Here is a 25,393-nt window from a genome sequence, read left to right as displayed (position 1 = left end):
CCTTGTGCAAAACAGTGGGAGGGGGGATCAGTCGGAGAAACTGCCCTGCAGGCGCTCGGCGCGAAACTCCAGGGTTTGCGGGCGATAACCGGGGCGCAACGGCGGCATCGGCAGGCAGTCTTCCCAGTTGCCGCCCGCCTGCAATTCGCCTGGGCCGCGATAGCGTGGGGCGGCGTATTGATTGTCGGCCAGGTTCACGGTATCGCCCGGCGCGTACGCGGCAATGCGCCAGCGCAGTTCGGTCAGCGGCACGTCGTTGCCATTGTTCAACTTGAGCAACAGCGGACGGTCGGCGGGGCAGTGTTCGGGGGCATAAACGATGCGCAGTTCAAGGCGCGCCAGTTGCTTGACCTCGCGGTTGTCCAGCCACACCACCCACATCGCCACCAGCCCCAGGCCGACAGCGGCGGCCATCGACACCGGCAAGGCCTTGGCCGGGTAGCGCAACAGCAGGATCAGCCAGGTGATGACCAGCAAGACGCCGATGAACATGTTCTAACACTCCTTGAACTCGTGATGACCATCCTACCGAAGGGGCGCGGGAATGGACATTCACGGATTGCGCGCAGGTGCCGTTGGTCGGGACTGGCATTTCCGACAGTAGCCGAAACAGCGCTGAGCTTGCTGTGATGCCAGAGGCACACCGAATGCCAATTGCGGGGAAGCGCGCTCCATGAGCTTGCACATCAATACGCCGAGGATGTCTGTGATCGACCCGCGCGGCTTGCCGGTGCGCACGGTCGACTATTGCCGAGACATCGAGGACGGACCGGTCGAGTCCCGGATCAACCGCACCCTGCATGACGCTGCGGGGCGTGCGGTGAAACAGTGGGACCCGCGACTTTGGCTGTCGCAGGCCGGCAATCCGCTGACGCCGGCCAACCTGAAGCAGGTGTTTACCCTGGACGCCACGGTGATTCGCTCGGACAGCGTCGATGCCGGCCCGCAAGTCGAGCTGAAGGGGTTCGCCAACCTTATTCAGGACGAGACACCACGCACAAAAAAGCCCGCAGACAATCACTCGTCTGCGGGCTTGTTTGTAACTGGCTTAAGGCTTAAGCCCGACGCTCATGCATCCGCGCCAGTTGCCGCTCAAGCATCGACGGATAAGGCTCCATCAACCGCTCCACGCAGCAAGCCCCCTCAGGGCTGGCAATCGGCCGGATCCGTGCACGCTGGCGAATCAGCGCGTCATCACCGATCTTGCGCTCCACCAGCAACAGGTTGCGGCTGTGTTGCGACAGGGCCAGCGCGTCCTGGGCGGAATCGGTCAGCAACAGGTCGATCTGGCTCAGGCCGAACAGTTCGTCGCCGAGGGTCAGGCCCAACTGCAATTGCAGGGTGATGCCGCTGTCGGCGACTTCGATCTGCAACTGGTGGCCCAGCGCTCGCAGCAGTTCGCCGCAGCAGATGGCGTTGGTCAGGTAATCGTCGCCGCTGTCTTCGGTGTGGAACAGCATCAGCGTGCTGCCGTCGTTCAGGGTTTCGATTTCGCCCTGGTACAACGAAGCGGCCTGTTCCAGGCAATCGCGATAGCGATCCTGCAACTCTTCCAGTCGTGCCCGCGGCAAGCGGCGCAGTTGTTCCTGCGAGCCCAGTTGCACCGCCAGCACCGCCGTGTGTTGCGGCACGCTCGGGGTCGGGCGGCGCACGGCCGGTTGCGCGGCATCGCTCAGCGACTCGTCACGCAGATCGGCGAACGGGTCTTCGTCATCGTCGTCTTCAACGGTGCTGACCACATGGCGTGGCGCGGGCTTCTGCGCGGCCATCGGGCGGCTTTTGTCAAAACTTGGATCACGCAGGTTGCGCACTTCGAATTCCGGCTCGTCGTCCTCGAACTCGGGCTCCGGCTCGGGCTCCGGTTCGGCCGGCTCCGGGGCGTAGTTGGCGTGCAACTGGCGGGCAAGATCGCCGATCTCGTCCTGACGCTCGATCCCCGGCGTGTATTCGTCGATCCGGCGCAGCCATACACGCAGTTGCAGCAGCGGCGTGGAAATGTGCCGGCCCAGACGCAGGCTCAGGGCCAGGGACAGTGCCAGCAGGATCGCACTCAGGATGCCCATGCTTTGCAGGCTGATGGTCATCGGCTGCTGGAACTGATCCATGTCCAGGCTGATGCGCAGTTGCCCGGCGGTCACGTCCTGGAAGGTGATCTTGCTCTCGTACATGCCCTCGGCTTCGCCGAGCAGGCCGTGCTTGGGCCGCTGACCGGACTCGGCGAGGATGCGGTTGTCCACGCTGTAGATGGCGGCGTGGGCCACCAGCTTGTTCTTGGTCAGGTTGTTGAGCAGCACGTTGAGGCTGAGGATGTCGTTGGACACCAGCAGTTCGGTGGCGGAGGTGGCGGTCTGCGTGGTCAGGCTTTCGCCCAGCGCATCGGCCTGCTCGTGCATGGCCTGCTTGAACTGCAGGCCCATCACGCAGGCATAGATCACCAGGGCCAGGGCGACCAGGATCACGTTATGGCTGGCAATGCGCAATGCAATCGGTACACGGCGGTGGCGCAGTGCACGGAAGATCAGCAGAAAGAAGTTATCGGTTTTAACTGGCGTGGGCCGGTTCACTGAGCTCGGCTCTTTTGTCCGTGAAGTTGACGCGCAGTATAGCGACAGGCCCTAGACCGGCAAAGCGCTGGCGGTGCCCGATGGTCACTGAAAGTGGGTAGAATGCGGTTTTTTTCCAGTTGCGGGGGTGCGCGTTGCGCGAAATCGTCCTGATTAACATCACGGGAGTCGACCGTCCTGGTCTGACGGCGGCCATTACCGGTGTACTGGCCCAGGGTGGTGTGAATATCCTCGACATCGGTCAGGCGGTGATCCACGACATGCTGTCGTTCGGCATCCTCGTGGAAATTCCCGACTCCGAGCAAGGCAAGTCGGTGCTCAAGGACATCCTGTTCAAGGGCTATGAGCTCGATCAGCAGGTGCGCTTCACCCCGGTGTCCGAAGAGGATTACCAGCAATGGGTGGGCAATCAGGGCAAGAAGCGCCACATCGTTACCCTGCTGACCCGCAAGGTCACCGCCGGCCAGTTGCAGGCCGTGAGCTCGATCACCGCCAAATACGGCCTGAACATCGACCATATCGACCGTCTGTCGGGTCGTATGCCGCTGGACACCCCGGCTGACAAGGGCAAGGGCTGCATCGAGTTCTCCGTGCGCGGCGAAGCCGCCGATCCGCAAGCCCTGCGCGCCGAGTTCCTCAGCGTGGCACAGGAGCTGAACGTCGACATCGCCTTCCAGGAAGATTCGCTGTTCCGTCGCAACCGTCGTCTGGCGGTGTTCGACATGGACTCGACCCTGATCGAAGCCGAAGTCATCGACGAACTGGCCAAAGCCGCCGGCGTTGGCGATCAGGTTTCGCAAATCACCGAGCGGGCAATGGCCGGCGAGCTGGACTTCCGCGCCAGCTTCAAAGAGCGCCTGGCGCTGCTCAAGGGCCTGGATGTCAGCGTGCTCGATTCGATCGGCGCCTCGCTGCGCCTGACCGAAGGCGCCGAAACCCTGTTCGCCGAACTCAAGCGACTGGGCTACAAGACCGCGATCCTGTCGGGCGGCTTCACCTACTTCGCCAAGCAACTTCAGGCCAGGCTCGGTATCGACTATGTGTTCGCCAACGAACTGGAAGTGGTCGACGGCAAGTGCACCGGCGTGGCGATCGAGCCGATCGTCGATGCCCAGCGCAAGGCCGATCTGCTGAAGCAACTGGCTGAAAAAGAAGGTTTGCGTCTGGAGCAGACCATCGCCGTGGGCGATGGCGCCAATGACCTGCCGATGCTGGCGATTGCCGGTCTGGGCGTGGCGTTCCGCGCCAAACCGCTGGTCAAGCAGTCGGCGAAGCAGGCGATCTCGACCCTCGGTCTGGATGGTGTGCTGTACCTGCTGGGCTTCCGCGATCGCGACGGGCAGCTCTGACCCAGGCACAGGATCGCAGCCCTTGGCTGCGGTCCTGGCTCAAAGGGATTTCCACAACGAGTCGAAATCCTCTTCACTCTCGCCATTTTTGGCGGTCTCCAGCGAGCGATAGGCGAACTGATTGAAACTGTGTGTGCTCGCCACCCGCCGATCCAGCCCGGCGCGGTGTTCTTCGCCCTGGGTGTTGATCAGCACTTTGTTGCCTTCCTGAAACGGCAGCCGTGGTGCCAATAGCGTCGCGGGCAAGTCGATGGCGCTGATTTCCGGCAGTAGCAAACCTCGCAAATAATGACTGTGATCATCCCGCGTGCGCACCAGCTGCAAGCCGCAGGGCTGAGCGTGTGGCGCCACCAATTCGATGCCCATCTGCGTCCCCGCGCCGCGCACCTGGCGGATCCAGCGTACGACGGCAATGCTCCAGCCTTGATTGAGGCTGTCCTGAATCCCGATCATTTCCCCGGCCTGTAATTCAGCGGGTACTTCTTTTGGCCAGGCCAGGCAGTAACCACCGGGGCTGTGGTTGATGACCGGCAATGCATAGGTCGGGTAATGCGGCCGGCTGTCAGTGTCGCTTTCGTCGTCGGCCAGCGGTTCGTAGCGGATCTCTTCGTAAGGCAAAAACTCGTCGGCCTTGCTCTGCGGCGCGGCATCGAACGCCTGGCTCCAGCCGTCCTTTTCGCCCTGAACCACCGCGCGGCTGAAATTTGCCGCACGGGTTCCGGGGTGCTTTAGCAGTTCGCTGAAAGTGCGTTCGCCGCCCAGGTAAAAGTGCAGGGCGCTCATGCCGACGCACACGGTCAAGTTGCCCTGGCCGACGGTGCGCTGGAAGCTGCGTTCGGCGGCTTCGCCCCAAGTCGCGTGCAAATGTTGCAGGGTGTCGAGGGTCAGGCCGGCCGGCACGGGCAGCGGCGTCGTTGCGTCCTGCTGCAGAAGGTGGGCCTCGATGGCATTCACCAGCGGTTGCGGATCGAAACCGAGCAAGCCTGCCTGTTGCTCGCTGCGGAACTGGGAGCGGTAGCGCGGGCCGGCGTCGATGTCTGTCGAGACCGCGAACAAGCCCGCGCCCGGATTGGCGGGCTGCAGTTTCAGCCACGCGCTCCACGGTTCCACTACTTGGGCCAGGCGCGCGATCTGATTCTGCCGCAACTGATTGCAGCGTGCGCTACCCAGCAGCAGGGCGGCGAGGTAGGTCTGTTCGACGCTCAACTCGCCGGTCAGACTGGCGAGGTCGTCTCGCACCCGGCGATGCTGCAGTTGCAGTTCGCAGGCGCAGCGAAACAATTGATGCAGTTCGAACCACAGCTGTTCCGGTGCGGCGCTGTACAACTGCGCGGCGCGAACCAGTTGCCCTTTGAGTGCATGAGCCGCCCGTTGCAGCGCTTCGCTCACCAATGCCGCGCGATCCCGCGAGTACTTGGGTGCAATCCGCACAATGATCTGTTTGTAACCGATGGCCAGCTGACTTTGCAGGGCCTGGCACAGATTGCTGATCTTGCGTGAGCGCTCATCGAGCATGATCGCCTGATGCAGAAAATGCCGCTCCAGATGCTGGCAGACGAAATACACCTCGGGCCGCAACAGCTCCAGCAAATGCAGGCGGTTGTCGCTGGGGGTCAGCAATTGATTGATTTCGCCGAGGCCTTGATACAGCAGGCGCGCGGTTTCGCCGATGTTGGCCTTGGGCAGATCGGCAATCCAGCGCCTGAGGTCGCGTGGGGTGGCTTCACAGAAAGACAAGCGCAACTGCGTGGGTGTCGGGGTAGCCAGTGGTGGTCGGGATCGTGGCTCACTCATGCCGTGACAAGCTCCGGCGGCGAATAGGGCAATGCCAAAACTTTAGCAGTTGTGGTCCGTTTCGCTGGCGTTTGTCAGGCTTTTTTACCGTTGGTCTGCTGGCCTGGTGCCATTTCCGCAGGCGCTACTAGGCTGTCTGACGTGCGATCGGAAACGCACGGTTGCACGGCCTGCCGTCAACGTCGGGGCAGGTCTCCCGAAACTTCAAGGAGATGAGGTTCATGTCTAAATACGCAGTGGCAAATCAATGGGGCGGTAGTTCGGCACCTTGGCATCCGGGTGGAACCTGGGTGCTGGGCGCGCGGGACAACCAGAACGTCGTGGCGATCGACATCAAGTCCGGCGACGGTGGCAAAACCTTTACCGGCACCATGACCTACGCCGGCGAAGGCCCTATTGGCTTCAAGGCTCAGCGCACTGGCCAGAACCAGTACAACGTCGAAAACCAGTGGGGTGGCAACGATGCCCCCTGGCATCCAGGTGGCAAGTGGGTGATCGGCGGGCGGGATAACCAGAACGTTATCGCGTTGAGTGTCACGTCCAATGACGGAGGGAAAAACCTCAGTGGCACCAATACCTACGCCAACGAAGGGCCGATCGGCTTCCGTGGGCAGATAGAGTAACGGCGCCACCCAGGTCGTATCCGCCCCTTCGCAGACGTGCGAAAGGGCGGATCAACCGGTTCAGGCGTTCGACTGTGCCAGGGCCTGACCCATCTGTACCGGCGAGCCGGCTTTCAATTCTTCAACCCACTTCACCTGATCCGGCCCGAACAGCACAATCGCGGTCGAACCCAGCTTGAAGCGCCCCAGTTCCGCACCTTTTTCCAGATGGATCGGCGCACGGGCGGCTTCGTCGTAGCGGAAGGTTTTCAGTTCGCGCTTCGGCGGCGTGACCAGACCGGCCCATACGGTTTCGATCGATGCCACGATCATCGCGCCCACCAGCACCACGGCCATCGGCCCGCGCTCGGTGTCGAAGATGCACGCCACGCGCTCGTTGCGGGCGAACAGTTCAGGAACGTTTTCCGCGGTGGTCTGGTTGACCGAGAAGATCCGGCCCGGAATGTAGACCATTTCGCGCAGGGTGCCGGCCAGCGGCATGTGCACGCGGTGGTAGTCCTTCGGTGACAGGTAAACAGTGGCGAATTCACCGCCCATGAACGGCGCCGCATTGGCCGCGTCGCCGCCCAGCAGTTCCAGCACGCTGAAGCTGTGGCCCTTGGCCTGGAAGATGCGGCCGTGCTCGATCGGGCCGAGCTGGCTGATCGCGCCGTCGGCCGGGCTGAGGATCGCGCCCGGGGTCTGGTCCAGCGGACGTGCGCCGTCTTTCAGGGCGCGGGTGAAGAAGGCGTTGAAATGCTCGTAAGCGGTCACGTCTTCAACCAGTGCCTGCGACATGTCCACTTGATAACGCTTGGCGAACCAGGTGGTGAAGGCATTCTTGAACCAGCGCACGCGGCACTCGGCGACGCAGCCGGCCAGGCGCGACAGCAAGTGATGCGGCAACAGGTATTGGCTGATGATAAACAAACGCTCTTTCATGACTGTCCTTAAAAATCCTTAAAGCTCGACGGGGGTGTCGGGGTGGTTGCCCCATTCGCCCCAGGAACCGGCGTAGCCCTTGACCCGCGGATAACCGAGGGCCTTGGCCACCAGATAAGTGAAACCGGACCGGTGATGGGTCTGGCAGTGGGTAATGATTTCTTTGTCCTTGGTGATCCCGAGGTTTTCCAGGATCTGCGGCATGTCGGTACGGATGCGCAATTGACGCGCCTGATCCATGCCCGCCGTCCATTCGAAATTGACGGCGCCGGGGATGTGCCCGCCCTTGGCCGCCAGGACCTTCTCACCGGAATACTCCAGCGGCCCGCGAGCGTCCCAGATCGCCAGGTCTGCGGCACCGAGACGGCTTTGCAGGTACTCGCGGGTGGCGGTCGGTTCCTCGTGCAGGGTCAGGGCAACCGGGCCGCCCGCCGCCGGAGGAATCTGGATCGACATCGGCGAACCTTCCGCCAGCCACGCTGGCAGACCGCCGTCGAGGTAGTGGTATTTGTCATGACCGATCACGTCGAGCAGCCAGATGAAGCGCCCGGCCCAGCCGCCGCCTTCGTCGTCATAGACCACGTAGACCGCATCTTTGCGATGACCCAGCTCACCGAACAGTTCTTCGAGTTTTTCCTTGCTCGGCAACAGCCCCGGAGCCGGCGCCTGACCCAGCTGGGTGCGTTTCGGATCGACGAAGCGTGCGCCGGGAATATGTCCCTCGGCGTAGCGGGCGGCACTGGTCAGATCCACCAGAATCAGATCGCGGGATTCGAGGCGCGGCAGCAGGTCGCTCGGCTCGATCACCAGGGCCAGGCCAGAGAAATCAGACATGTGAGGTCTCCAGAGCACAAAGGGGAAGGATTGTAGCTGTCATTGGCCGCGCTGGCTAAAACTGTGCAGGGCTTTCTCGATGCACTGCGCGGTTTTGCCGAAGGCTTGCACGGTGATGTCGGCGAACGGCCCGCCACCCTGGTCGGCGACCACGATCATGATCACCCGGCCGTTGTTCACTAGTGAACGCAGGAACAGGTGTTCACCACGGAAAAGGGCGCGCAGCGAGGGCGGCAGCAGGGCGGAAAACTGGGCGTTGTTGTCCGGGGTGATCCGCACTTGCGCCTGCTGCGCGAGCAAGCGTTGCAACACTGAACTCTGGCTGACGACGAAATTCAGCGCAGCGGCGTCCTTCGGCAACCCCGAGGTTTGATGGACGCGCAGATTGGCGTGGCCGCGGTCGGCCATCAGGATCATCACCCGGCGCATGCCGCTGGCGACCAGTGCATCGCGGGCGGCGACGGTCAGGCTCATGGCGTTGGTGAAGCGGCTTGGCACGGCCAGCAGCTCCGCGCATTGCCGGCGCCATTGGCTCAGGTCTTCAGCGGACGGCGCCGCAGCCGACAGCATTCCGGCTGGAAGGCGACGGGTGCCCCACGGCCACAGCAGCGAAAGCGCCGGATGCCAAAGGTCCGGCATGAAATGATGGCGAGCGCTGACGGCGGCCTGTTGGTGCAATTGTTGTTGCACCTCGTCCATCGAGATTTGCAGGTAGAGGCTGGTCAGGAATTGCCAGCGCTCACTGTGCGGACTGTCCCAGGCCTGTTGCGCCGACAGTGCCAGTCCGTTGGCCAGCAACACGGTGTTGGCCGGCTGGTTGAGCCAGCGGCGCAGGGTCGGGTCGTCATCAAGGCGATTCTGCTGGCGCAACGGATGATCGACGTCGCGGGCAATGCGCAGGACCTTGACCAGTTCGCGCTGTTCGGTCAGCAGCAGCCGATAACCTTGCTGCACCCAGACCGGCAGACGCCAGACTTGCACCAGCGCCTCGCCGATCTTCAGCAGGCGCACGCCGAACAGCTGCTTTTCCACGACTCGCGCCGATTCACCCTTATGGATAACCCGCACTTCCCACTCTTCAAGCAATTTGGGAAAGGTCAGCGCCAACGGCCACAGCGGCGACAGAAACAAAAGACTGCCCCAATGGATGTCCTGCCATAGTCGCGCCAGTCGGCTGGCGAAAAAACCGTTGGCCTGTTGCGTGGCGTGCTGGCTGATCATCTGCAACTGGCGCAGGGGCTGGGGGATCTGTGCGGCAGGTTCGGCGGGCAGGCGCGCCAGCAACTCTTCGGTGCGACCAAGGCCGAGGCGATTGATCGCCACTTCGAGGTTTTCCGCAGGTGCAGTCATGTTGCCGTGGGTGTGGCGGTTGGCTTCGCGGATGATGCTCAGGGCCAGCGCCGGGCTGTCCTGCATCAGGTCGGCGATGTCGCGCAGCGAGCTGCGGTCATCGCGAATCGCCCGGCAGACCCGGTCATGGGCGTCTTGCGGCACTGGCAGACGAACGCTGTCGAGCAGCTTCACCCAGCCATCGAGTGTGGTCGGTTTTACGTGTGGGACGTTCGTTTCATTAGCCATGTCTGGACGAGATCTTCACTGACTGTAGACGCGCCCGGCATGGGCTAAATTGGCTTTTCGCCTGAACTGGCTATAGTCTGGCGCAGTTTTGCCGATAAGTAGAAGAAGAGATTTTTTAACTTCCGAATATGACCTTGAACCCGACTTAAACAAGTACCTTTCTACCTATGGCTAAAATTATCGGCATCATCGTCGTATTCGCGAGCGTGCTCGGCGGATACGTGCTCTCCCACGGCAAGATTGCCGCCCTGATCCAGCCCTTCGAGGTGATGATCATCGGCGGTGCGGCACTCGGAGCCTTCCTCCAGGCCAACCCCGGCTACATGACGATGCACGTGCTCAAGAAATCCCTGAGCATGTTCAGTTCGCGTTTCAGCCACACGTTCTATCTGGAAGTGCTGGGCCTGATCTACGAGATCCTCAACAAGAGTCGCCGCGAAGGCATGATGGCCATCGAGGGCGACATCGAAGACGCCGCCGCGAGCCCGATCTTCGCCAAGTACCCGGCGGTACTGAAAGACGAACGCATGACCGCGTTCATCTGCGACTACCTGCGCATCATGTCGTCCGGCAACATGGCTCCCCACGAGCTGGAAGGCCTGTTCGACATGGAACTGTACAGCCTGAAGGAAGACCTCGAACATCCGTCCCACGCGGTGAACGGCATCGCGGACGCCATGCCGGGTTTCGGTATCGTCGCGGCGGTACTGGGTATCGTGGTGACCATGGCCTCCCTGGGTGAGGGCGATCAGAAGTCCATCGGTCTGCACGTGGGTGCGGCACTCGTGGGTACCTTCTTCGGTATTCTCGCGGCGTACGGTTTCTTTGGCCCGTTGGCGCACTCCCTGGCCCACGATGCCAAGGAAGAGCTGAACGTCTACGAAGCCATCAAGGCCTCGCTGGTGGCTTCGGCTTCCGGCATGCCGCCGTCGCTGGCTGTCGAGTTCGGTCGCAAGGTTCTGTACCCGGCTCACCGTCCAAGCTTCGCCGAGCTGGAACAAGCCGTTCGCGGTCGTTAAGTCATGGAAAATAACCAGCCGATAATCATCAAGCGCGTCAAGCGCATCGCCGGCGGGCATCACGGCGGGGCGTGGAAGATCGCCTTCGCCGACTTCGCGACGGCGATGATGGCGTTCTTCCTGGTGTTGTGGCTGCTGTCCACCGCGACCCCGGAACAGAAGATCGCCATCGCCGGTTACTTCAAGGACCCGGTCGGTTTCTCCGAAAGCGGCACGCCGTACATCATTGATCTGGGCGGCACGCCGACCCTGGCGCCGGAAAACACCCTCAACCCTGAAGTGAAGTCGCAACCGCAGCCGGACAAGGTCACGGTCGACACCGAACAGGTTGAAGGCATGGCCGAGCAGGTCGAGAAGGAACGTCTGGAACTGTTGCTGCAAGAACTGCAGAACAAGGTCGACGAGAACCCGCAGCTGCAGAAGTTCAAGGATCAGATTCTGTTCGAAATCACGCCGAACGGCTTGCGCATCCAGATCATGGACGCCGAGAACCGGCCGATGTTCGATTCCGGCTCTGCACGCCTGAAGCCGTACTTCGAAGACATCCTGCTGGCCATGGCCGACACCATCAAAGCGGTGCCGAACAAGATCAGCATCAGCGGTCACACCGATGCCAAGCCTTATGTAGGCAATGGCGACTTCGGCAACTGGGAGCTTTCGGCCAACCGCGCCAACGCCGCCCGGCGTGCGCTGGTGGCGGGCAGTTATCCGGACGCTCAAGTGGCGCGGGTTGTTGGTTACGCTTCGTCGGCACTGTTCGACAAGGAGAACCCGTTCAACCCGGTCAACCGCCGTATCGACATCGTGGTGCTGACCAAGAAGGCCCAGGCGGCCATCGAAGGCTCGCAAGGTGCCGACCCGTCGCAACCCGCAGATCAAGGCCAGAACGGCGCGGCGCCGGCCACCCCGGTCGACCCGAACGCCTTGCCGGCAGATCAGCAGCCGGTGCCTGCACACGAGTTGCGCGAACGGCTGAACCTGTTCGACGACACGCTGCCGAAACCGACCGAGCCGGGCGCAGCGGCACCAGCCCCCGTGCCTGCTGCACCGGCCACTGCACCGAAGCAGTGACCCACAAAAAAGCCGACAGCGATGTCGGCTTTTTTTTGTGTCCGGCGGGAAGGCTGGTCACAGACGCATTCCCTGCGGCGCTCGGGCTGACTAAAACCCGCGTCGAATACGGTTTTTCAGCGCGTCATGAAACACTTCGGCGTTTTGTCGATTGGCGGTTCGGGTCGACTGATTTGCCGTGACCGAATCCAGGGTCATGGAGCGCTTGACGCTTCCTTCGGTGCGGTAAGCATCGATGAAGAAGTCCAGATCCCGATCGGTGCTCAGCTTCGGCCATTTGTCCAGATAGTGCGGAAGCTCCGCCGGCCCGGTTCTGAACGAGCAGATTCGTCGGTGGCTGATGGTCGCCTCGCCGATTTCGAACGGCACCCACCACGACAGTGCGGTCTTTTCCGACACCACGGCCAGCAGGTGGCTGCACTCGGTGATGTTACGGGTGATGACACCCGTGATGTCGTCGGTGGTCTGGGATTCAGGATCCAGCACATCAAGGTAGGTCTTGATATTGGCCTGAACCAGGCGGCTGTTGATGGCAATCGCCTGAGCGCGATCGCCGTGGCGGTAGCTGATGAATACGGGCATCAGAAATGTCCTTTGAGCGCTAGCTCTCGATAATAGGCGCCGAGTGCAGTGAGGCGGCAGCCGGTGGAGTGGAGGGCGGCGTAGTACATGTGCTCGGCGTCGACCGGTTCGATCAGGCTGTGGCGGTTGCACATCTGCAACTGTTTGAAGACATCGCCGTGATCGGGATCGAATGCCGCTTCGGTGGGTTCGTAGCTGGGATCGAGCCGGAAGACGAAGCTCGGCTCGGGAAACCAGTCCTTGAGCTTGCGCAGTGTTTCTTCGGCAATCAGCGGCGCGACTTCGCGCAGCGGTACGAATTGCGACACGTTGGTCTTGAACACCGGCCGCTGTTCCCATGCCCCCAGCGCATTGTCGACAAACGAATACACACTGCCCGGCGTGACCTTGCCCAATACATTGGCTGCGCCGCCGTGCAGGGCTTGCAACAGCAGATCGGTGAACACCCCGTGGCCACGGCTTTCCAGCGCCGATTGTTCTTTCTTGCAGGCCGTCAGGATGGTCATGCCTTCGCCGATCACGCTGCTGCCACCGCGCAGACTGCGCATGGCACCTGCTGCGCCGGCCTGGCAGCAATCCAGGATGATGATCTTGTTCTTGATGTGCGGTGCCTGATCGGCCCACGTCAGAATGTCGCTGATGCGAATGCCTTCGCCGCCGTGCCGGAAGTCCTGTGGAATCAGCAGTCCTTCGTCGATGCTGGTGTCGAACTGGCCATGGCCTGCGAAGTACAACAGCGCCACATCGCAGTCGCCGGAAAACAGCTCCCGGATCTGTTGCTTCATCGTGTCGAGTGTCAGGTTCTCCTCGGCTGAAGTCAGTACCTTGCTGCTGAAGTTCGGCCGCCCGTTGGCGTGGCGCTCCAGTACCGATGCCATGGCCATGGCATCGTTGTTACAGCCGCTCAGAGGGGCGACATGGTGGTAGTGGTTGATGCCGATAAACAGTCCCTTGCGCATGGTTACACCGCCGTGTGCAGGCGGATGGCCTTGATGATGCTCTGGGTGTTCCACGCACACTCGGCATGTGCGGCATTGCGTACAACGGTGGAAATCCGTTCGGCACCGAACGGTTTGATCGCGATGATCACCTTGCCCATGCGTCTGGCGATCTCGATTTCCTTGTTGATCCACTTGCTGTAGGTCGAATACATGCCGGCCATGATCAACACCGCCGAGCACGGCCGGATCTTGTTTTCGATCGCCTCCTCAAGCTGCTTGTCGGTGCGTGCACCCATGATCGGATTGTGCGGTGGCACGGAAAAGTTCTTGAAGCAGAAGTCGGGTTGAGCGCCGAGCAGGCGCACCAGATTGTCGTGGGCGTGCGGATGATTCCACGAGTGACTGATGAACAAATGATAGGTCTGCATGGGGTTCCTCGGAGATCGCATAGGTGCGAAGGAAGAACCCAATTTAGGCCTCTGGAAGGGCGCTACAAGGTCTGGGCGGGAAAAGAGAAATGTCCTGCAAACTGAAGTAATCAGGCTTACAGAAAGGGCTTGTGTTTAAGGTGAGGGTGGAAACGCCGGCAGGTTCCGACAACCGGCAGCCCTTGGGGAAGGGCCGCCGACAGGGCTGTTTAGTAACCGTTTTCCGGCAAGCTGGCGATGATCGAGCGGTAGCTGTTCATTCGCTGCTGCTGCACGCGGCCATCTTCCAGGGCCTTGAGCAGTGCGCAACCGGGTTCGCGATCGTGTTTGCAATCGCGGAAGCGGCAGGTGCCGAGCAGATCGTTGAACTCGATGAAGCCGGCTTCGACGTCGGCGCGGCTGACGTGGCCGAGGCCGAATTCACGGATGCCCGGGGAGTCGATCAACTCGCCACCGCCAGGGAAGTGGAACAGGCGCGCAGTGGTCGTGGTGTGCGTGCCCTGACCGGACAGCTCGGACAGCGGGCCGACGCGGGTTTCGACTTCCGGCAGCAGGCTGTTGACCAAGGACGACTTGCCGACACCGGACTGACCAACGAACACGCTGATGCGCCCGTCGAGCTGTTTCTGCAATTGCTCCATGCCGTTGCCGTGGTGCGCCGAGACTTCCAGCACCGGATAGCCGAGTGTGCGGTAGACCGCCAGCAGGGCGTTCAGCGCCGGGGCGTTCTGCTCGTCGATCAGGTCGAACTTGTTCAGCAGCAGCAACGGACGGATGCCGGCGTGTTCGGCGGCGACCAGATATCGGTCGATCAGGTTGGCGTGGGGCTCGGGCAGCGGGGCGAAGACGATGACGATCATGTCGACGTTGGCGGCCACCGGCTTGAGCTGGCCACGGCTGTCCGGACGGCACAGCTCGGTGGTGCGCGGCAGTTGCGCGACGATTACGCCGATGCCTTGGTTGCCGGCGCGCCAGACCACCTGGTCGCCGGTCACCAATGCAGGCAGATTGGCGCGCAGGTGGCAGCGGAAGACCTGGCCGGCCAGTTCGCCGTCAACGGCCTCGACCTCGACCTGCACACCGAAGTGGGCAATCACCAGGCCGTGCTGTTCCGGGCCCAGGTCGCCGCCTTCGAGCGCCTCGACAGCCGAGGACTCGCGTTTGGCGGCGCGGGCGGCGCGCTCGCCCTGAATCTTTTCGATGCGCCAGTTTTGACGACGATTGAGTTGGCGTTTGGCCATGGGTGTTCCGTCTGAAGAATGCAGCGATTAGGTAAAACGGCCGCGAGTTTAGCACGCCCGGCAGGCTGCCTAGGCTAAACTGCGCAGCATTGCTCAGGAGCCGAAATATGCAAAACCCGCAGAATCTGATCTGGATCGACCTGGAAATGACCGGTCTGGATCCGGAAAACGACGTGATCATCGAAATGGCCACCATCGTCACCGACAGTGACCTGAACACCCTGGCCGAAGGCCCGGTGATCGCCATCCACCACAGCGACGAAGTCCTCGCCCGCATGGACGAGTGGAACACCCGCACCCACGGCAACTCGGGTCTGACCCAGCGCGTGCGTGAAAGCCGTGTCAGCATGGCCGAGGCTGAAGCCGAAACCATCGCCTTCCTCGAGCAGTGGGTGCCGAAGGGCAAGTCGCCGATCTGTGGCAACAGCATCTGCCAGGATCGCCGCTTCCTTTATACCCACATGAAGGCGCTGGAAAGCTACTTCCACTACCGCAACCTCGACGTCTCCACGCTCAAGGAACTGGCCGCGCGCTGGGCACCGGACGTGCGTGACAGCTTCAAGAAGGGCAGCACTCACCTCGCACTGGATGACATCCGCGAATCCATCGCCGAGCTGCAGCACTACCGCAAGCATTTCATCAAGTTCTGAGATCGGCACCCACGCCGGGGCGCCCTCTTTTGGTGCCTCGGCGAAGTGAGTAGACTGCGCGCCTTCCTGCCAGGATCGCCACCATGTTGCTGATGCTCTACCTCGTCGCTATTACTGCCGAAGCCATGACCGGCGCCCTGTCTGCGGGCCGTCGCGGCATGGACTGGTTTGGCGTGGTGCTGATTGCCTGCGTCACCGCATTGGGCGGCGGTTCGGTGCGTGACGTGCTGCTCGGGCACTACCCGCTGACCTGGGTCAAACACCCGGAATATCTGGTACTGACCACAGTCGCGGCGATGATCACCGTGTTCACGGCTCGCTGGATGCGCCATCTGCGCTCGCTGTTTCTGGTGCTCGACGCGGTCGGTCTGGTGGCGTTTACCCTGATCGGTTGCATGACCGCCCTGGAAATGGGCCACGGGATGCTGGTGGCCTCGGTCAGCGGCGTGATCACCGGTGTATTCGGCGGCATCCTGCGCGATATCTTCTGCAACGATATTCCGTTGATCTTCCGCCGTGAGCTGTATGCCAGCGTCTCTTTTGCAGCTGCCTGGTGTTACATGCTGTGCCTGTATCTCAATGTGCCGAGTGAGCAGGCAATTCTGATTACCCTGTTTGGTGGTTTTCTGTTGCGATTGTTGGCGATTCGTTTTCATTGGGAAATGCCGAAGTTTGTCTATAACGACGAACATTGATATCTGTTGCAGCTGATTGATTTTTCCTGATTGCAAGTTTCGGAATGCTTGCAAGAGCATGTTTCTTACATTTTTCGCTTTGTTGGCTGTTTTGAAGCCGTGTTATTTCTTTTGTTGATGGGTTGTCAAAGGCAACCCTTGAATAGAACTCTTCAAAGGAAATGAATCATGAGTGAAATCGAGAGTACAACGTCGCATCAGCAAACTGCTCCGCCTGTTCTCGAAGGACTTGCCAGTTTCAAGGTGAAGTTTGATGCCGGTGATAGCACCAGTATTAAATCGCTGTACGGTAATGGCCGCATGCAGGTGAAGGTGCAAGTTCTGGTTTCCGGGGTGGACGCCAACGGCGATGCCATGCATGTGCCGGAAGATGTAATAAATAGCATAGAGCTTATCCATTACAGCACTGGCAGAACATTGCGTGATGGCTGGGCCGCGAGCACCGAGCAGGGACGTTACACCCTTGAGGCGCAAACTTCGGCTGCCGCCGGTGTCGACCACGACGACGATGCTGAAAGCGACAGCGTCCATCCGCAGGTTCGCACTTTCTGGGTATCCTCATCGGTCGCGGGAACGACCAGGATTGCTGCACGCTTGTCACTGAACGGGCTGAGGATTCTCAGTAACGGGACCACGCTGTCCAGTGTTCATGACAGCAGCGTAACGATTGAGTCCCAAACGCCTGCGGCTTATGCCATCGAGCAATTCCGCTGGTATCAAGCCCGGCGCGGTAATGAGCAGCCCGGTAATCGTATCTTCAACTACTACCTGGGACTTTACCCACAGGGGCAGCAGATCAAGCTGGTTGATTGGATTGCAGACGGAGCTGAAGCCGGCGAGAACTATGCTTTTGCCGGGGGTAACAAGTTAGAGGAGTCGAGTACCAATTTTATGCTGGCCACTTTTGTCCGCCCGGAACGAAACACGCTGGACGTACAACTGCCATTTAATGGGGATCCCATTGCGTTCCTTTTTTCCGAGGCTGTTACACGAGAGTCCAAAAAGTACTCTGTCAGGGTCAATGATCACGACGGAGAACTGACGGTTGTTCAGGCGCTGTCCGAATATTCTGAACTTGCACCAAGCTCCAGGTACGGCGAAGTTCTTCACTTCCGTGCTATTGATCAACACGGCACCGAGCACAAGCTGGCATTCAGGCTGGATTTTCATACGCGCAATTTCACACTGGAACGAGGTTGAGTCGATACATCGCTGATGCTGATCGGGCAGGAGTGGTAGGTATATATGCGCATTTATACTGCAAGTATCGATAGAGTGTGATGTTCAACTATCAGGTACTCGCATGGAACGTGCAGTACTTATGACTCGCGTTGGCCCTTTGGTTTGCGGGGCCAGCGCAACGACACCTCAAGGATGAGCGCTCATGGCTGACAAAATGCCAAAGGTCAAACCTGTTGCTACCCCAAGCAACTCACCCGATTTCAGTATCGATGTTTCACATCGGCTACCGCTTCCTGCTTCTGCAGCGCCGCAGATATCCATGCCGAATCGACTGGAGCCGTCGCACATTTTCTCCCGGCAAGATATGGGCGCACTGACGCAGGAAACCAGCGTGAGTGCGGCCCCGATCTCTTTGGTAACCAATGAGCTCGCGATACTTTCGGCGCTCCCCTCGCTGGCAGACTATTGGATACCCAAATCAGCACACCTCGGCGAAGCCGATGCGCAAGGCATCCGGATGTACAAGGGGCGGCAGTTTGTGCAAGTCGCCGACGACCGTTTCGTGCAAGTGGTTCCTGATGTGGAGAGTGGCTTGTTTCGTGCCACTAAAGCCAGAGAACTCGAACCCTCCGGTCCGCTGTTGAAGCCGAATGGCGAAGGCAGATTCTGGGATGCGGTAGACAGCATTGATTCGCTTGATCGACTTGAAAGTCTCGACCCGGTACGCAATCGGATGTCCGTTGCCGAGCGCGTACGTGATCTTTATCCGCAGATCCCGGACGAGGAAGTGGCGACGTTTATCAACCAGCGCTTGAGGAGTGATCCATTCGGCGTAATGACGCGGCTCGAAAAAGAGTTCGCGATGTTGCGTGACGAACTGGCGATATGGAGTGCCGGCGAGGCCTCGCCTCACTCACATTCACATTCACATTCGCAATCGTCAGCGCAGGGCCGTGCGCTGACGCTTGCCGGAGAACGCCAGGCTCGTGAGCAATTCAGCGCAGTGCTGCAAGATATCTGGCAACGCAAGTCGGTATCGCGATGGGGATACGGTGACGATCATTTTTCGTCGAACATCGATTTTTCTGGTGAGTTGCCAAGGTTATCCGCGCGGTTCGAATATGTAACAGAATTAATATTAACCGCGCAGGTAACCAGTGCGCGAATAGGCGCGTTCCTCGACAGTTTTCCCAATGTCCAATACTTGATGATCACTGGCGTAAGAGCGGAAGAGTTTCCGTCAGGAATCTTTCAAATGCGTGAATTGCGCGAGCTTACATTGAAAAATTGCTCGCTTGGACTTACGGAGGTGACGGCTGAGGGGCTGTCTCGAATAGAAACACTCACATTGCTGAATCTGGCACACAATCCTCTGACAGTCACCCCGCATGTGGGCTTCATGTCGGAATTGAAAGAGTTGATGCTGCATGATGCCAACCTTTCCAGTATTCCTTCAGGAATAAGCACGCCGAAAGAACTCGGAGTGTTGGCGTTGCAGAATAATAATATTTCAGATGTTGGTGATGAGTTATTCGATGTTCCGGATACACAACATTTGTTTGTCGGGCTGGTGAACAACCCGTTGAATAACGTATCGAGGCAACGAATTGGTCATTATCTGGAAGATGCCAGCATGGATCGAAAAATAGAAATTCAGATGGATGAGCCACTTTCAGAGGTGGAGTCCGACAGTGAATCCGCAGAGAGCGGATTCGGGACGGACTCAGACAGTAACTGAGTGTTGGAGGAAGTAACAAACATTCAGGTTGTCCAACATGTTTTGATAAATATAAACAAATTTTTTGCCCTCTTCCGTTTTTGGCTCCACCTGAGGCAGGACCGGAAGAGGAGCATCAGGCCCTCAGAATTAAGGCTTTGGGACGGGCGGTCTTGAGGTTTGTGAGCCGGTGGTGTGTCTTGTTGAAGGTTTGAAAAGTGTGTGTGAGTTTTGATTTGATATTCAGGCATTTCCTCGCCTGGAGCTGTTAATAGTTTGTAGAGTGTTGAAGGTTTTATTGTCGTTTTGATCGTGCGTCAATGCTTCGGCAAGTCCTGACAAGGACGAAACTTATTCATTGCCAAGGTATTATTTGATGTTTGATGAGCAACTCAGTATTTCCCGTATCGAGGTGAAGTTTGACGCCGGCAGGTCTGGCCAACATAAAACGCTTTACGCCAACGGTCGCATGCAAGTACGCGTGTTGGTACTTTTACACGGTGTCGATAACAGTGGAGACGATGCGTCGCTGTATGGACATCCCGCCTTGCAGTCCCTGCGCCTGATTGCCTATAACGGCGCCCGGCCTCTTGAGGGCGATTGGAGCGTGTCCACCCAGGAAAATCGCTATGCACACGAAATGTCGGGTGGGGCACCGCGCATGACCGAAGTTCCTCGCGTAAAGAACAACCGAATCAGTGATGATTCCGACCCTGTGCAGGTTTTTGAATTCTGGGTTTCCGCTTCCAGGCCTGGAATTATGGAAGTGGCTGCCGAAATCGTCATGAACAACGTGACATTGCGAACTAACGGGATCGGTTTTGATAGCAGTGTGACGCTCGAAGCTGTTCCTCCGAAGGTGTACCCACTGAGCAGTTTTTCGTTGAGGAAATACGACGACGCGCAGCAGAGGGCTGGTTACGACTGGATTCAGCTTTATCACATTGGTCTGCAAGCGGAAGGACGGCAGGTTCATCTCCTCGACTGGTACAGCAGTGAGGTAAAACTTGACCCTTATGATTCCGAAGAAGCGGTACAGGTCTACGTGTCCGGCAACATTTCCGGAACACAGGATGGTCGTAGAAACTTTTACGGTTATATGGCACCGATCTATGGAGAAAAAGCCACGTTTCGCGGCCCTCTCGGCTACGTAACGGTACCGATCAACAAAGTGCCCGGGCAGTTGACACTTGTTCAGTATGTTTCAGCTGACCTGCAAGTGGCTCGGGAGAGCGAAAGTGCATTCGAATTTGCAGTAATCGATGAGTTTGGCACGGAACACAGGCTCTCTCTCGACGGTAACAAGGAACAACGAAATTTTATTTTGGATGAGTCGCGGCGATCAATGAAACAGCTTGCCTGATTTCGCTTGGTGACCAGCAAGTTGTTGCTGGTCACTTGATATCGCCAATCGCTGAACCTGAAAATAAAGGACGTTTTTTCCATGGAAAGTAATTTTTCTTCCAAAGCACATTCAAACGCTTTCAACTTTAGTGAGTTTGTTTCCGGAGGTGTTGATCCTCGCACCGGCATGTATACGTGTGCGCTTTCCTTGGGCAAGTTGCACTCAGCGGACCTCAATGGCCCTGAGCTTGCACTTTCTTTGGGCTTCAATCCGCTCAATCAGATGGATACCGGTTTCGGCGTAGGCTGGTCTTTGACCATGACGCATTACGACTTGCGCAGCAAAGTCATGACGCTGGCCAACGGTGAACGCTATCAGGCTGTGGAGACCTCCAGCGGCTTGAAGTTCAAGGAAATGAAGCTGCAAACCGCCAAGGTGCTGGAGATCGGGACGGGGCGCTACGAAATTCGCTACAAGGATGGTCGGCGTGAGCTGCTAAAGGTTCAGGCTGGCACTCAAGTCGCGGTAGTGGAAAAAATCATTGCCCATAATGGTGTGAGCATCACGCTGAAGCATGTGTTGTTCAATCAGTTTCCCATGTTGGCTGAAGTCAGCGACGCCAAGCGATGCCTGCTGAAAATCACACGCAATGCAGGTCAGGTCACACTGACCCGGCATCCCGATAGTTTGGCCCGTTCCGATTACGCATTGATCCTGAAAAATAGTCAGGTTACGGCAATCGAGCTACCGGTCGGCAAAGGCTGGGAGCTGGAATATGAAGTCATTGATCAGGCCATCTATTTGCGGCGCGTCGTCAACCCGTTGCGCGGTGTAGAAATCATTCGCTACAAACGACAAGGTCACCGTTTCGTGAGTGGCGTCGAACAGACACTGCCATTTGTCATCGCTCACGAGATTTATCCCGGGCGCGATCAACCCCGGATATGCAAGGCCTACTCGTATTCAGACCATAACTTTCTCGGGCAGGGTCTCGTCCCGACCAGAAGCAATGATGGAGACCCTCTCTACCTGGCACCCGCCAACTATGTCTATTCCTCGGACGAGCTAATGGTGGTCAACGGTAAGGTGCACACTCGCATCCGCCGCACTTACAACAAATTCCATTTGTTGATCACGGAGGTCACGACAAGTGGCGATGCCCAGACCTCAACGACTATCGAGTATCACTGTTGCGTCACCAAGCCATTCAATGAGCAGCCTGCCCAGTTCCGCATGCCAAAAGTTCAGAAGGTGACTTATCTCGACCGGCGCACCCAGCACAAGCGTGAGGAAATCACCGTCACCGAGTTCGATGGTGAAGGCAACTTGCTGAAGATTGTCGAGCCGAATGGAGTGACCACTGTGTCGGAGTTTTATCCGGCAAGTGGTGGGGACAACTGTCCGGAGGATCCGCTGGGTTTCGCCAGGTTTCAGAAAAAAAGGACAGTCATTCCTGCAGCGGGGGGCGCAAACTCGACGGTTACGTACTACGACTATGTTCTGCATCCCGCGCTGAGCGGTGCGGAGCTGGCCTTCGTCCTGCCGGTTGAGGAACGTTTTTTCGAGCTTGTGGAAGGGGTCGAAATCCTGCGATCGAAGACCGAAAAGCGTTACCTGAATACGCCAGAGGATCCGCTCAAGCACGGGGCCATGAAAGAGCAAAGCATCACTCTGGCAGATAAAAAAAACCGTACCGAGTTCTCCTATGGGCTCAAGGGCACCAGGCTGGAGGTAAAGTCCAGTACTCACGGATTTGATGGCGCGCTGCAGACCAGTGAGAAGGTGCTCTCGACGTTGAGTGGATTACAGGTCGCGAGCATCGGTGTCGATGGTGAACGCATCGAATATGAATACGACGCGATCGGCCGGGCGGTGTCCAAAACGCTTGCCCGGGGTACCCCCTACGCCGCCTTGACCCGATGGGCCTATTTGCCCGCCAGTAAGCAGCAGCCCGCTACGATAGTGACCACCGATCCAGCCGGTGGTGAGCAGCGCGCGACGTATGACGGCCTGGAAAGGGTTATCACCGTTGAGGAAAAGGACTGTGACCATCCGGACAAGGACGGACTCATTCACAGTCGCACTCTTTATTCCGCGATTCATGATTCGGCGGGTCACAAAGTGAAAGTCACGCTGACCGATTGGCGTGATGGCAAGCCTTATCCCGTTGCGACCGCCTACGAATTCGATCACTGGGGCCAGCTCAGCAAGACCCTCCATGCCGATGGGCGTATCGAATACAACGAGGTCGATCCGGTCGCTCGCCGGCAAACGAATTGGCTTCAGGGGATGGGCAAGACCGTCACTTTCGTCAACGATTTTGGTAAACCGCTGAGCGTCGAGAGCTTCAATCTGAGGCGCGAGAGTCTGGGTAAAACCACTTATACCTATGACGGGTTCGGGCGCACGGCCAGCCAGACCGATCCGGTTGGCAATACCACTCGATATGAATACGACGTCTTTGATCGCATGATCCGCAGTGTCATGCCCGACGCCAGTGAGGTAGTCACCGAATACGCGGATCACACTGACGAAGCGCTGCCGGTCGGGATCCAGGTCGATGGCAAGGTATTGGGTCGGCAGATCTATGACGGTTTGAATCGCCTGACGGAAAGTACGGTGGGTGGGCGCCAGTCGCAGACTGGTTACGAAGCGGGTTTCAGTCAGCCTCAGTGGTACAGGAGCGCTGAGGGCAAGAAGACCGAATTCACTTATTTGCGAGACCTGGGCGGTTTACTGACCGAGCGCAAGGCGGGGGCTCTGCTCACGACCATGACGTACGACCCCGTCAGTGGTCAGCCGTTGACCTGCACCGAAAACGACCGAGAACATCGTTTTGCCTATTATCCTTCCGGGCGCATCAAGTCCGAAACGACGACCTTCGGTGATATCAGCAAAGCAACCTCCTTTACTTATTCCCTCGAGGGGCGACCGCTCACTTATGTGGATGTTCTCGGCGGCGAGCATATTTGCGAATACGATGAGCACGGCCGCTTGTTGGCAACTGTGCAAGGGACCCTGAAAACCGAATTCCACTACAGCACACTGACCGGGATGCTGGAGTGGACGAAGACCGAAGACACTTCGATCAAGCGAAGAATGATCACTCGGTTTGCCTATGATGATATCGGTCGTGAGACTTGCCGTACTTTCGAGATCAAGGGCCAGCCCGACCAGACGCTGGTGTCGGCTTATACGCTTGCCGGCAAACTGGCGCAGAAAGTGTCCATGCGCGGTACGCAAATACTGCGCGATGAACGATTTGCCTACGATGTGCGTGGCCGGCTGATCCAGTACGACTGTGCGGGTACCCAAAAACCCCGGGATCCTTATGGCAAGGAGATTGTTCAGCAGACATTCACGTTCGATGCGCTGGATAACCTTCTGAGCGTGCAGACGCGGTTTCCGCTGGGTGTGAATCTGACCACCTTCAGTTACGACAATCCGGACCCTGTACAACTCAGTGCAGTCAGGCATTCACACGTCGACTATCCACCGGCAGTCACCCTGGAATATGACGCCAACGGCAGGATGATCAAAGATGACCAGGCGCGAGTCCTGGCCTATGACGCATTCGGGCGTCTTGAGCAATTGACCGGTGCAGGAGGCTCGGTCATTCGCAATTACCATTACGACGGTTTTGACCATCTGGTTGAACTGTCGCAACCGGAAAATGCACCTACCCAGCGTTATTACCACGAAGGGCGTGTCATCCATGAAGTCAGTGGTAAAAGTTCATCCAGTATCGTGCGTCACGGTGGACTACTGGTGGGGCAGCAGCAACTCGGACCGGGCAGCAGCACACAACTGTTCGGCACCGATCAGCAGCACAGTGTGCTGGCAGAGCTGGGTGAAAAAAATCTGACTGACCGTGTTTACAGCCCGTACGGGCACCTTCCTGCCGAAGGCGGGGTGTTCAGTCTGGCGGGGTTCAATGGTGAGCAGCTTGATCGGGCAACCGGTCTTTACCTGCTGGGCAATGGTTACAGAGCCTACAGCCCGACGCTGATGCGTTTTCTCGGCCCCGACAGCATGAGTCCGTTTGGCGGGGGGGGATTGAATGCCTACGCTTATTGCCTGGGCGATCCCGTCAATCGTGTCGACCCGACAGGGCATATATCCTGGCAATCGATTCTGGGCATCGGAATGGGGGTGCTCGGGATTGTTGCCAGCGTGCTGACGATGGGCGCTGCCACGCCGTGGGCGCTGGCGGCGCTGGGACTGACTGTCGCTTCAGGTTTGACGGGTATCGCCAGTGAAGTGCTCGATAATTATGCACCGGACTCTCAATTGGGAGAGGTATTGGGCTGGATCAGTGTCGGCCTTGGACTGGCTTCGCTCGGTGCCGGTCTGGCGGCTGGCGCCAAAGCGGGTGTCAATGCCGGCAGAAAACTGGCTTCGGCCTTTGAGCAGGGACTCAGTTCAAAGGGGACGATGAAAATGGGCAAGGTGCTTGCCAAGGGCAAAGGCGCGAAGGCCGCGGCCAGGAAAGCCAATGCGCCGGTTGAGGAGCAGGTCGAAAAGCAATGGACGCTGGTCAGGCCCAAAGACAAGTTGAACTTTCTCAGGATAGAGGCGCGCAAGGCCTCGGAGGACAGGGCAGAAGAGTTCATGAAACATGTTGAAGCGGGTAACTCCCCGACCTCCGCCGCCAGACTCATCCATGCCGAATATACGCCAATGTATGGTCCGTCCAGCACGACATCAAAACCAATGCATCTTTACTTGTCGAAGGGAGACCGTATTTATCTGACGGAGAACACCAAAGACCGGATCGTCATCATCAAGCAGATGGGTGGCCACTATAACGAAAAAAAATAGGCATCAATGATCAGACCGGGCAGTACCGGCATGTGCCA

20 protein-coding genes are annotated in these 25,393 nt (G+C 58.7%); 10 read left to right on the top strand and 10 right to left on the bottom strand.

What is annotated here, in order from left to right; translation table 11 throughout:
* Positions 1 to 27: 27 nt before the first annotated feature.
* Together AWU82_RS18455 and AWU82_RS18450 are read right to left on the bottom strand one after the other, a co-directional pair.
* Positions 28 to 492, bottom strand: a complete 465-nt coding sequence (locus AWU82_RS18455; protein WP_064382468.1) for a hypothetical protein — start codon at positions 490 to 492, stop codon at positions 28 to 30.
* Between the two features lie 563 nt (positions 493 to 1,055).
* Complete coding sequence (locus AWU82_RS18450; RefSeq protein ID WP_064379077.1) at positions 1,056 to 2,564, bottom strand: AhpA/YtjB family protein; 1,509 nt, start codon at positions 2,562 to 2,564, stop codon at positions 1,056 to 1,058.
* 134 nt (positions 2,565 to 2,698) lie between these two features.
* Here AWU82_RS18450 and serB point away from each other — a divergent pair, with 134 nt between their 5' ends.
* On the top strand, positions 2,699 to 3,913 hold the full coding sequence (serB, locus tag AWU82_RS18445) for a phosphoserine phosphatase SerB (RefSeq protein ID WP_064379078.1): 1,215 nt from the start codon (positions 2,699 to 2,701) through the stop codon (positions 3,911 to 3,913).
* A gap of 39 nt (positions 3,914 to 3,952) precedes the next feature.
* On the opposite strand, the gene AWU82_RS18440 is transcribed toward serB, so the two are convergent.
* The gene (locus tag AWU82_RS18440; RefSeq protein ID WP_064379079.1) at positions 3,953 to 5,707 is read right to left on the bottom strand and encodes a cyclic-di-GMP receptor FimW-related protein; all 1,755 of its coding nucleotides are present in this window, start codon (positions 5,705 to 5,707) and stop codon (positions 3,953 to 3,955) included.
* Between the two features lie 221 nt (positions 5,708 to 5,928).
* On the opposite strand from AWU82_RS18440, the gene AWU82_RS18435 reads away from it, so the two are divergent.
* Positions 5,929 to 6,330 carry a lectin OAA family protein gene (locus AWU82_RS18435; RefSeq protein WP_064379080.1) on the top strand — a complete coding sequence of 134 codons (402 nt, stop codon included), beginning with the start codon at positions 5,929 to 5,931 and terminating at the stop codon, positions 6,328 to 6,330.
* Between the two features lie 60 nt (positions 6,331 to 6,390).
* Here the strand turns inward: AWU82_RS18435 and asd are convergent, their stop codons facing one another.
* From asd to AWU82_RS18420, 3 genes are read right to left on the bottom strand one after another with little or no spacing between them, the layout of a single operon-like run.
* A complete protein-coding gene (gene asd / locus AWU82_RS18430; protein WP_064379081.1) occupies positions 6,391 to 7,251 on the bottom strand; it encodes an archaetidylserine decarboxylase in 861 nt (286 codons plus the stop codon).
* Between the two features lie 18 nt (positions 7,252 to 7,269).
* On the bottom strand, positions 7,270 to 8,085 hold the full coding sequence (locus AWU82_RS18425) for a rhodanese-like domain-containing protein (RefSeq protein WP_064379082.1): 816 nt from the start codon (positions 8,083 to 8,085) through the stop codon (positions 7,270 to 7,272).
* Between the two features lie 39 nt (positions 8,086 to 8,124).
* Positions 8,125 to 9,663, bottom strand: a complete 1,539-nt coding sequence (locus AWU82_RS18420) for an HDOD domain-containing protein (protein ID WP_064379083.1) — start codon at positions 9,661 to 9,663, stop codon at positions 8,125 to 8,127.
* A 167-nt stretch (positions 9,664 to 9,830) separates the two neighbouring features.
* Between AWU82_RS18420 and motA the strand changes: the two genes are divergently transcribed.
* Together motA and motB are read left to right on the top strand one after the other, a co-directional pair.
* The gene (motA, locus tag AWU82_RS18415; RefSeq protein ID WP_007952169.1) at positions 9,831 to 10,682 is read left to right on the top strand and encodes a flagellar motor stator protein MotA; all 852 of its coding nucleotides are present in this window, start codon (positions 9,831 to 9,833) and stop codon (positions 10,680 to 10,682) included.
* 3 nt (positions 10,683 to 10,685) lie between these two features.
* Positions 10,686 to 11,753, top strand: a complete 1,068-nt coding sequence (gene motB, locus AWU82_RS18410) for a flagellar motor protein MotB (RefSeq protein WP_064379084.1) — start codon at positions 10,686 to 10,688, stop codon at positions 11,751 to 11,753.
* A 90-nt stretch (positions 11,754 to 11,843) separates the two neighbouring features.
* On the opposite strand, the gene AWU82_RS18405 is transcribed toward motB, so the two are convergent.
* The 4 genes from AWU82_RS18405 to rsgA form a co-directional block, all read right to left on the bottom strand.
* Positions 11,844 to 12,335 carry a toll/interleukin-1 receptor domain-containing protein gene (locus AWU82_RS18405; RefSeq protein ID WP_064379085.1) on the bottom strand — a complete coding sequence of 164 codons (492 nt, stop codon included), beginning with the start codon at positions 12,333 to 12,335 and terminating at the stop codon, positions 11,844 to 11,846.
* On the bottom strand, positions 12,335 to 13,294 hold the full coding sequence (locus AWU82_RS18400) for a caspase family protein (RefSeq protein ID WP_064379086.1): 960 nt from the start codon (positions 13,292 to 13,294) through the stop codon (positions 12,335 to 12,337). The genes AWU82_RS18405 and AWU82_RS18400 overlap by 1 nt, the downstream gene beginning before the upstream one ends.
* Before the next feature lie 2 nt (positions 13,295 to 13,296).
* A complete protein-coding gene (locus AWU82_RS18395) occupies positions 13,297 to 13,704 on the bottom strand; it encodes a TIR domain-containing protein (protein WP_064379087.1) in 408 nt (135 codons plus the stop codon).
* 209 nt (positions 13,705 to 13,913) lie between these two features.
* Positions 13,914 to 14,945: a small ribosomal subunit biogenesis GTPase RsgA gene (rsgA, locus tag AWU82_RS18390; protein WP_007950741.1), complete on the bottom strand. Its 1,032-nt coding sequence runs from the start codon at positions 14,943 to 14,945 to the stop codon at positions 13,914 to 13,916.
* Between the two features lie 107 nt (positions 14,946 to 15,052).
* Here rsgA and orn point away from each other — a divergent pair, with 107 nt between their 5' ends.
* The 6 genes from orn to AWU82_RS18360 all read left to right on the top strand — a co-directional run bounded on the left by orn (position 15,053) and on the right by AWU82_RS18360 (position 25,355).
* Positions 15,053 to 15,595, top strand: a complete 543-nt coding sequence (gene orn / locus AWU82_RS18385; RefSeq protein ID WP_011332176.1) for an oligoribonuclease — start codon at positions 15,053 to 15,055, stop codon at positions 15,593 to 15,595.
* An 83-nt stretch (positions 15,596 to 15,678) separates the two neighbouring features.
* Positions 15,679 to 16,290: a trimeric intracellular cation channel family protein gene (locus tag AWU82_RS18380; RefSeq protein ID WP_064379088.1), complete on the top strand. Its 612-nt coding sequence runs from the start codon at positions 15,679 to 15,681 to the stop codon at positions 16,288 to 16,290.
* A gap of 168 nt (positions 16,291 to 16,458) precedes the next feature.
* Positions 16,459 to 17,490 carry a hypothetical protein gene (locus tag AWU82_RS18375; RefSeq protein WP_064379089.1) on the top strand — a complete coding sequence of 344 codons (1,032 nt, stop codon included), beginning with the start codon at positions 16,459 to 16,461 and terminating at the stop codon, positions 17,488 to 17,490.
* A gap of 184 nt (positions 17,491 to 17,674) precedes the next feature.
* Positions 17,675 to 19,210: a leucine-rich repeat domain-containing protein gene (locus AWU82_RS18370; RefSeq protein ID WP_139831649.1), complete on the top strand. Its 1,536-nt coding sequence runs from the start codon at positions 17,675 to 17,677 to the stop codon at positions 19,208 to 19,210.
* 355 nt (positions 19,211 to 19,565) lie between these two features.
* Positions 19,566 to 20,552 (top strand): hypothetical protein, encoded by a 987-nt coding sequence (locus tag AWU82_RS18365; protein WP_064379091.1) that lies wholly within the window; start codon positions 19,566 to 19,568, stop codon positions 20,550 to 20,552.
* Between the two features lie 81 nt (positions 20,553 to 20,633).
* Positions 20,634 to 25,355 (top strand): RHS repeat domain-containing protein, encoded by a 4,722-nt coding sequence (locus AWU82_RS18360; protein WP_084776903.1) that lies wholly within the window; start codon positions 20,634 to 20,636, stop codon positions 25,353 to 25,355.
* The last annotated feature ends 38 nt before the right edge of the window (positions 25,356 to 25,393 follow it).

This window comes from Pseudomonas glycinae, from assembly GCF_001594225.2.
In the GTDB taxonomy this organism is placed as follows: Bacteria; Pseudomonadota; Gammaproteobacteria; order Pseudomonadales; family Pseudomonadaceae; genus Aquipseudomonas; species Aquipseudomonas glycinae.
This window is presented reverse-complemented; position numbering and strand designations above follow the sequence as displayed.

Bases quoted from the DNA above. Each gene is read 5' to 3' on its own strand.
- AWU82_RS18455 (WP_064382468.1), bottom strand. From the start codon at position 492: ATGTTCATCGGCGTCTTGCTGGTCATCACCTGGCTGATCCTGCTGTTG.
- AWU82_RS18440 (WP_064379079.1), bottom strand. From the start codon at position 5,707: ATGAGTGAGCCACGATCCCGACCACCACTGGCTACCCCGACACCCACG.
- AWU82_RS18435 (WP_064379080.1), top strand. From the start codon at position 5,929: ATGTCTAAATACGCAGTGGCAAATCAATGGGGCGGTAGTTCGGCACCT.
- asd (WP_064379081.1), bottom strand. From the start codon at position 7,251: ATGAAAGAGCGTTTGTTTATCATCAGCCAATACCTGTTGCCGCATCAC.
- AWU82_RS18425 (WP_064379082.1), bottom strand. From the start codon at position 8,085: ATGTCTGATTTCTCTGGCCTGGCCCTGGTGATCGAGCCGAGCGACCTG.
- AWU82_RS18420 (WP_064379083.1), bottom strand. From the start codon at position 9,663: ATGGCTAATGAAACGAACGTCCCACACGTAAAACCGACCACACTCGAT.
- motA (WP_007952169.1), top strand. From the start codon at position 9,831: ATGGCTAAAATTATCGGCATCATCGTCGTATTCGCGAGCGTGCTCGGC.
- motB (WP_064379084.1), top strand. From the start codon at position 10,686: ATGGAAAATAACCAGCCGATAATCATCAAGCGCGTCAAGCGCATCGCC.
- AWU82_RS18405 (WP_064379085.1), bottom strand. From the start codon at position 12,335: ATGCCCGTATTCATCAGCTACCGCCACGGCGATCGCGCTCAGGCGATT.
- AWU82_RS18400 (WP_064379086.1), bottom strand. From the start codon at position 13,294: ATGCGCAAGGGACTGTTTATCGGCATCAACCACTACCACCATGTCGCC.
- AWU82_RS18395 (WP_064379087.1), bottom strand. From the start codon at position 13,704: ATGCAGACCTATCATTTGTTCATCAGTCACTCGTGGAATCATCCGCAC.
- rsgA (WP_007950741.1), bottom strand. From the start codon at position 14,945: ATGGCCAAACGCCAACTCAATCGTCGTCAAAACTGGCGCATCGAAAAG.
- orn (WP_011332176.1), top strand. From the start codon at position 15,053: ATGCAAAACCCGCAGAATCTGATCTGGATCGACCTGGAAATGACCGGT.
- AWU82_RS18380 (WP_064379088.1), top strand. From the start codon at position 15,679: ATGTTGCTGATGCTCTACCTCGTCGCTATTACTGCCGAAGCCATGACC.
- AWU82_RS18375 (WP_064379089.1), top strand. From the start codon at position 16,459: ATGAGTGAAATCGAGAGTACAACGTCGCATCAGCAAACTGCTCCGCCT.
- AWU82_RS18370 (WP_139831649.1), top strand. From the start codon at position 17,675: ATGGCTGACAAAATGCCAAAGGTCAAACCTGTTGCTACCCCAAGCAAC.
- AWU82_RS18365 (WP_064379091.1), top strand. From the start codon at position 19,566: ATGTTTGATGAGCAACTCAGTATTTCCCGTATCGAGGTGAAGTTTGAC.
- AWU82_RS18360 (WP_084776903.1), top strand. From the start codon at position 20,634: ATGGAAAGTAATTTTTCTTCCAAAGCACATTCAAACGCTTTCAACTTT.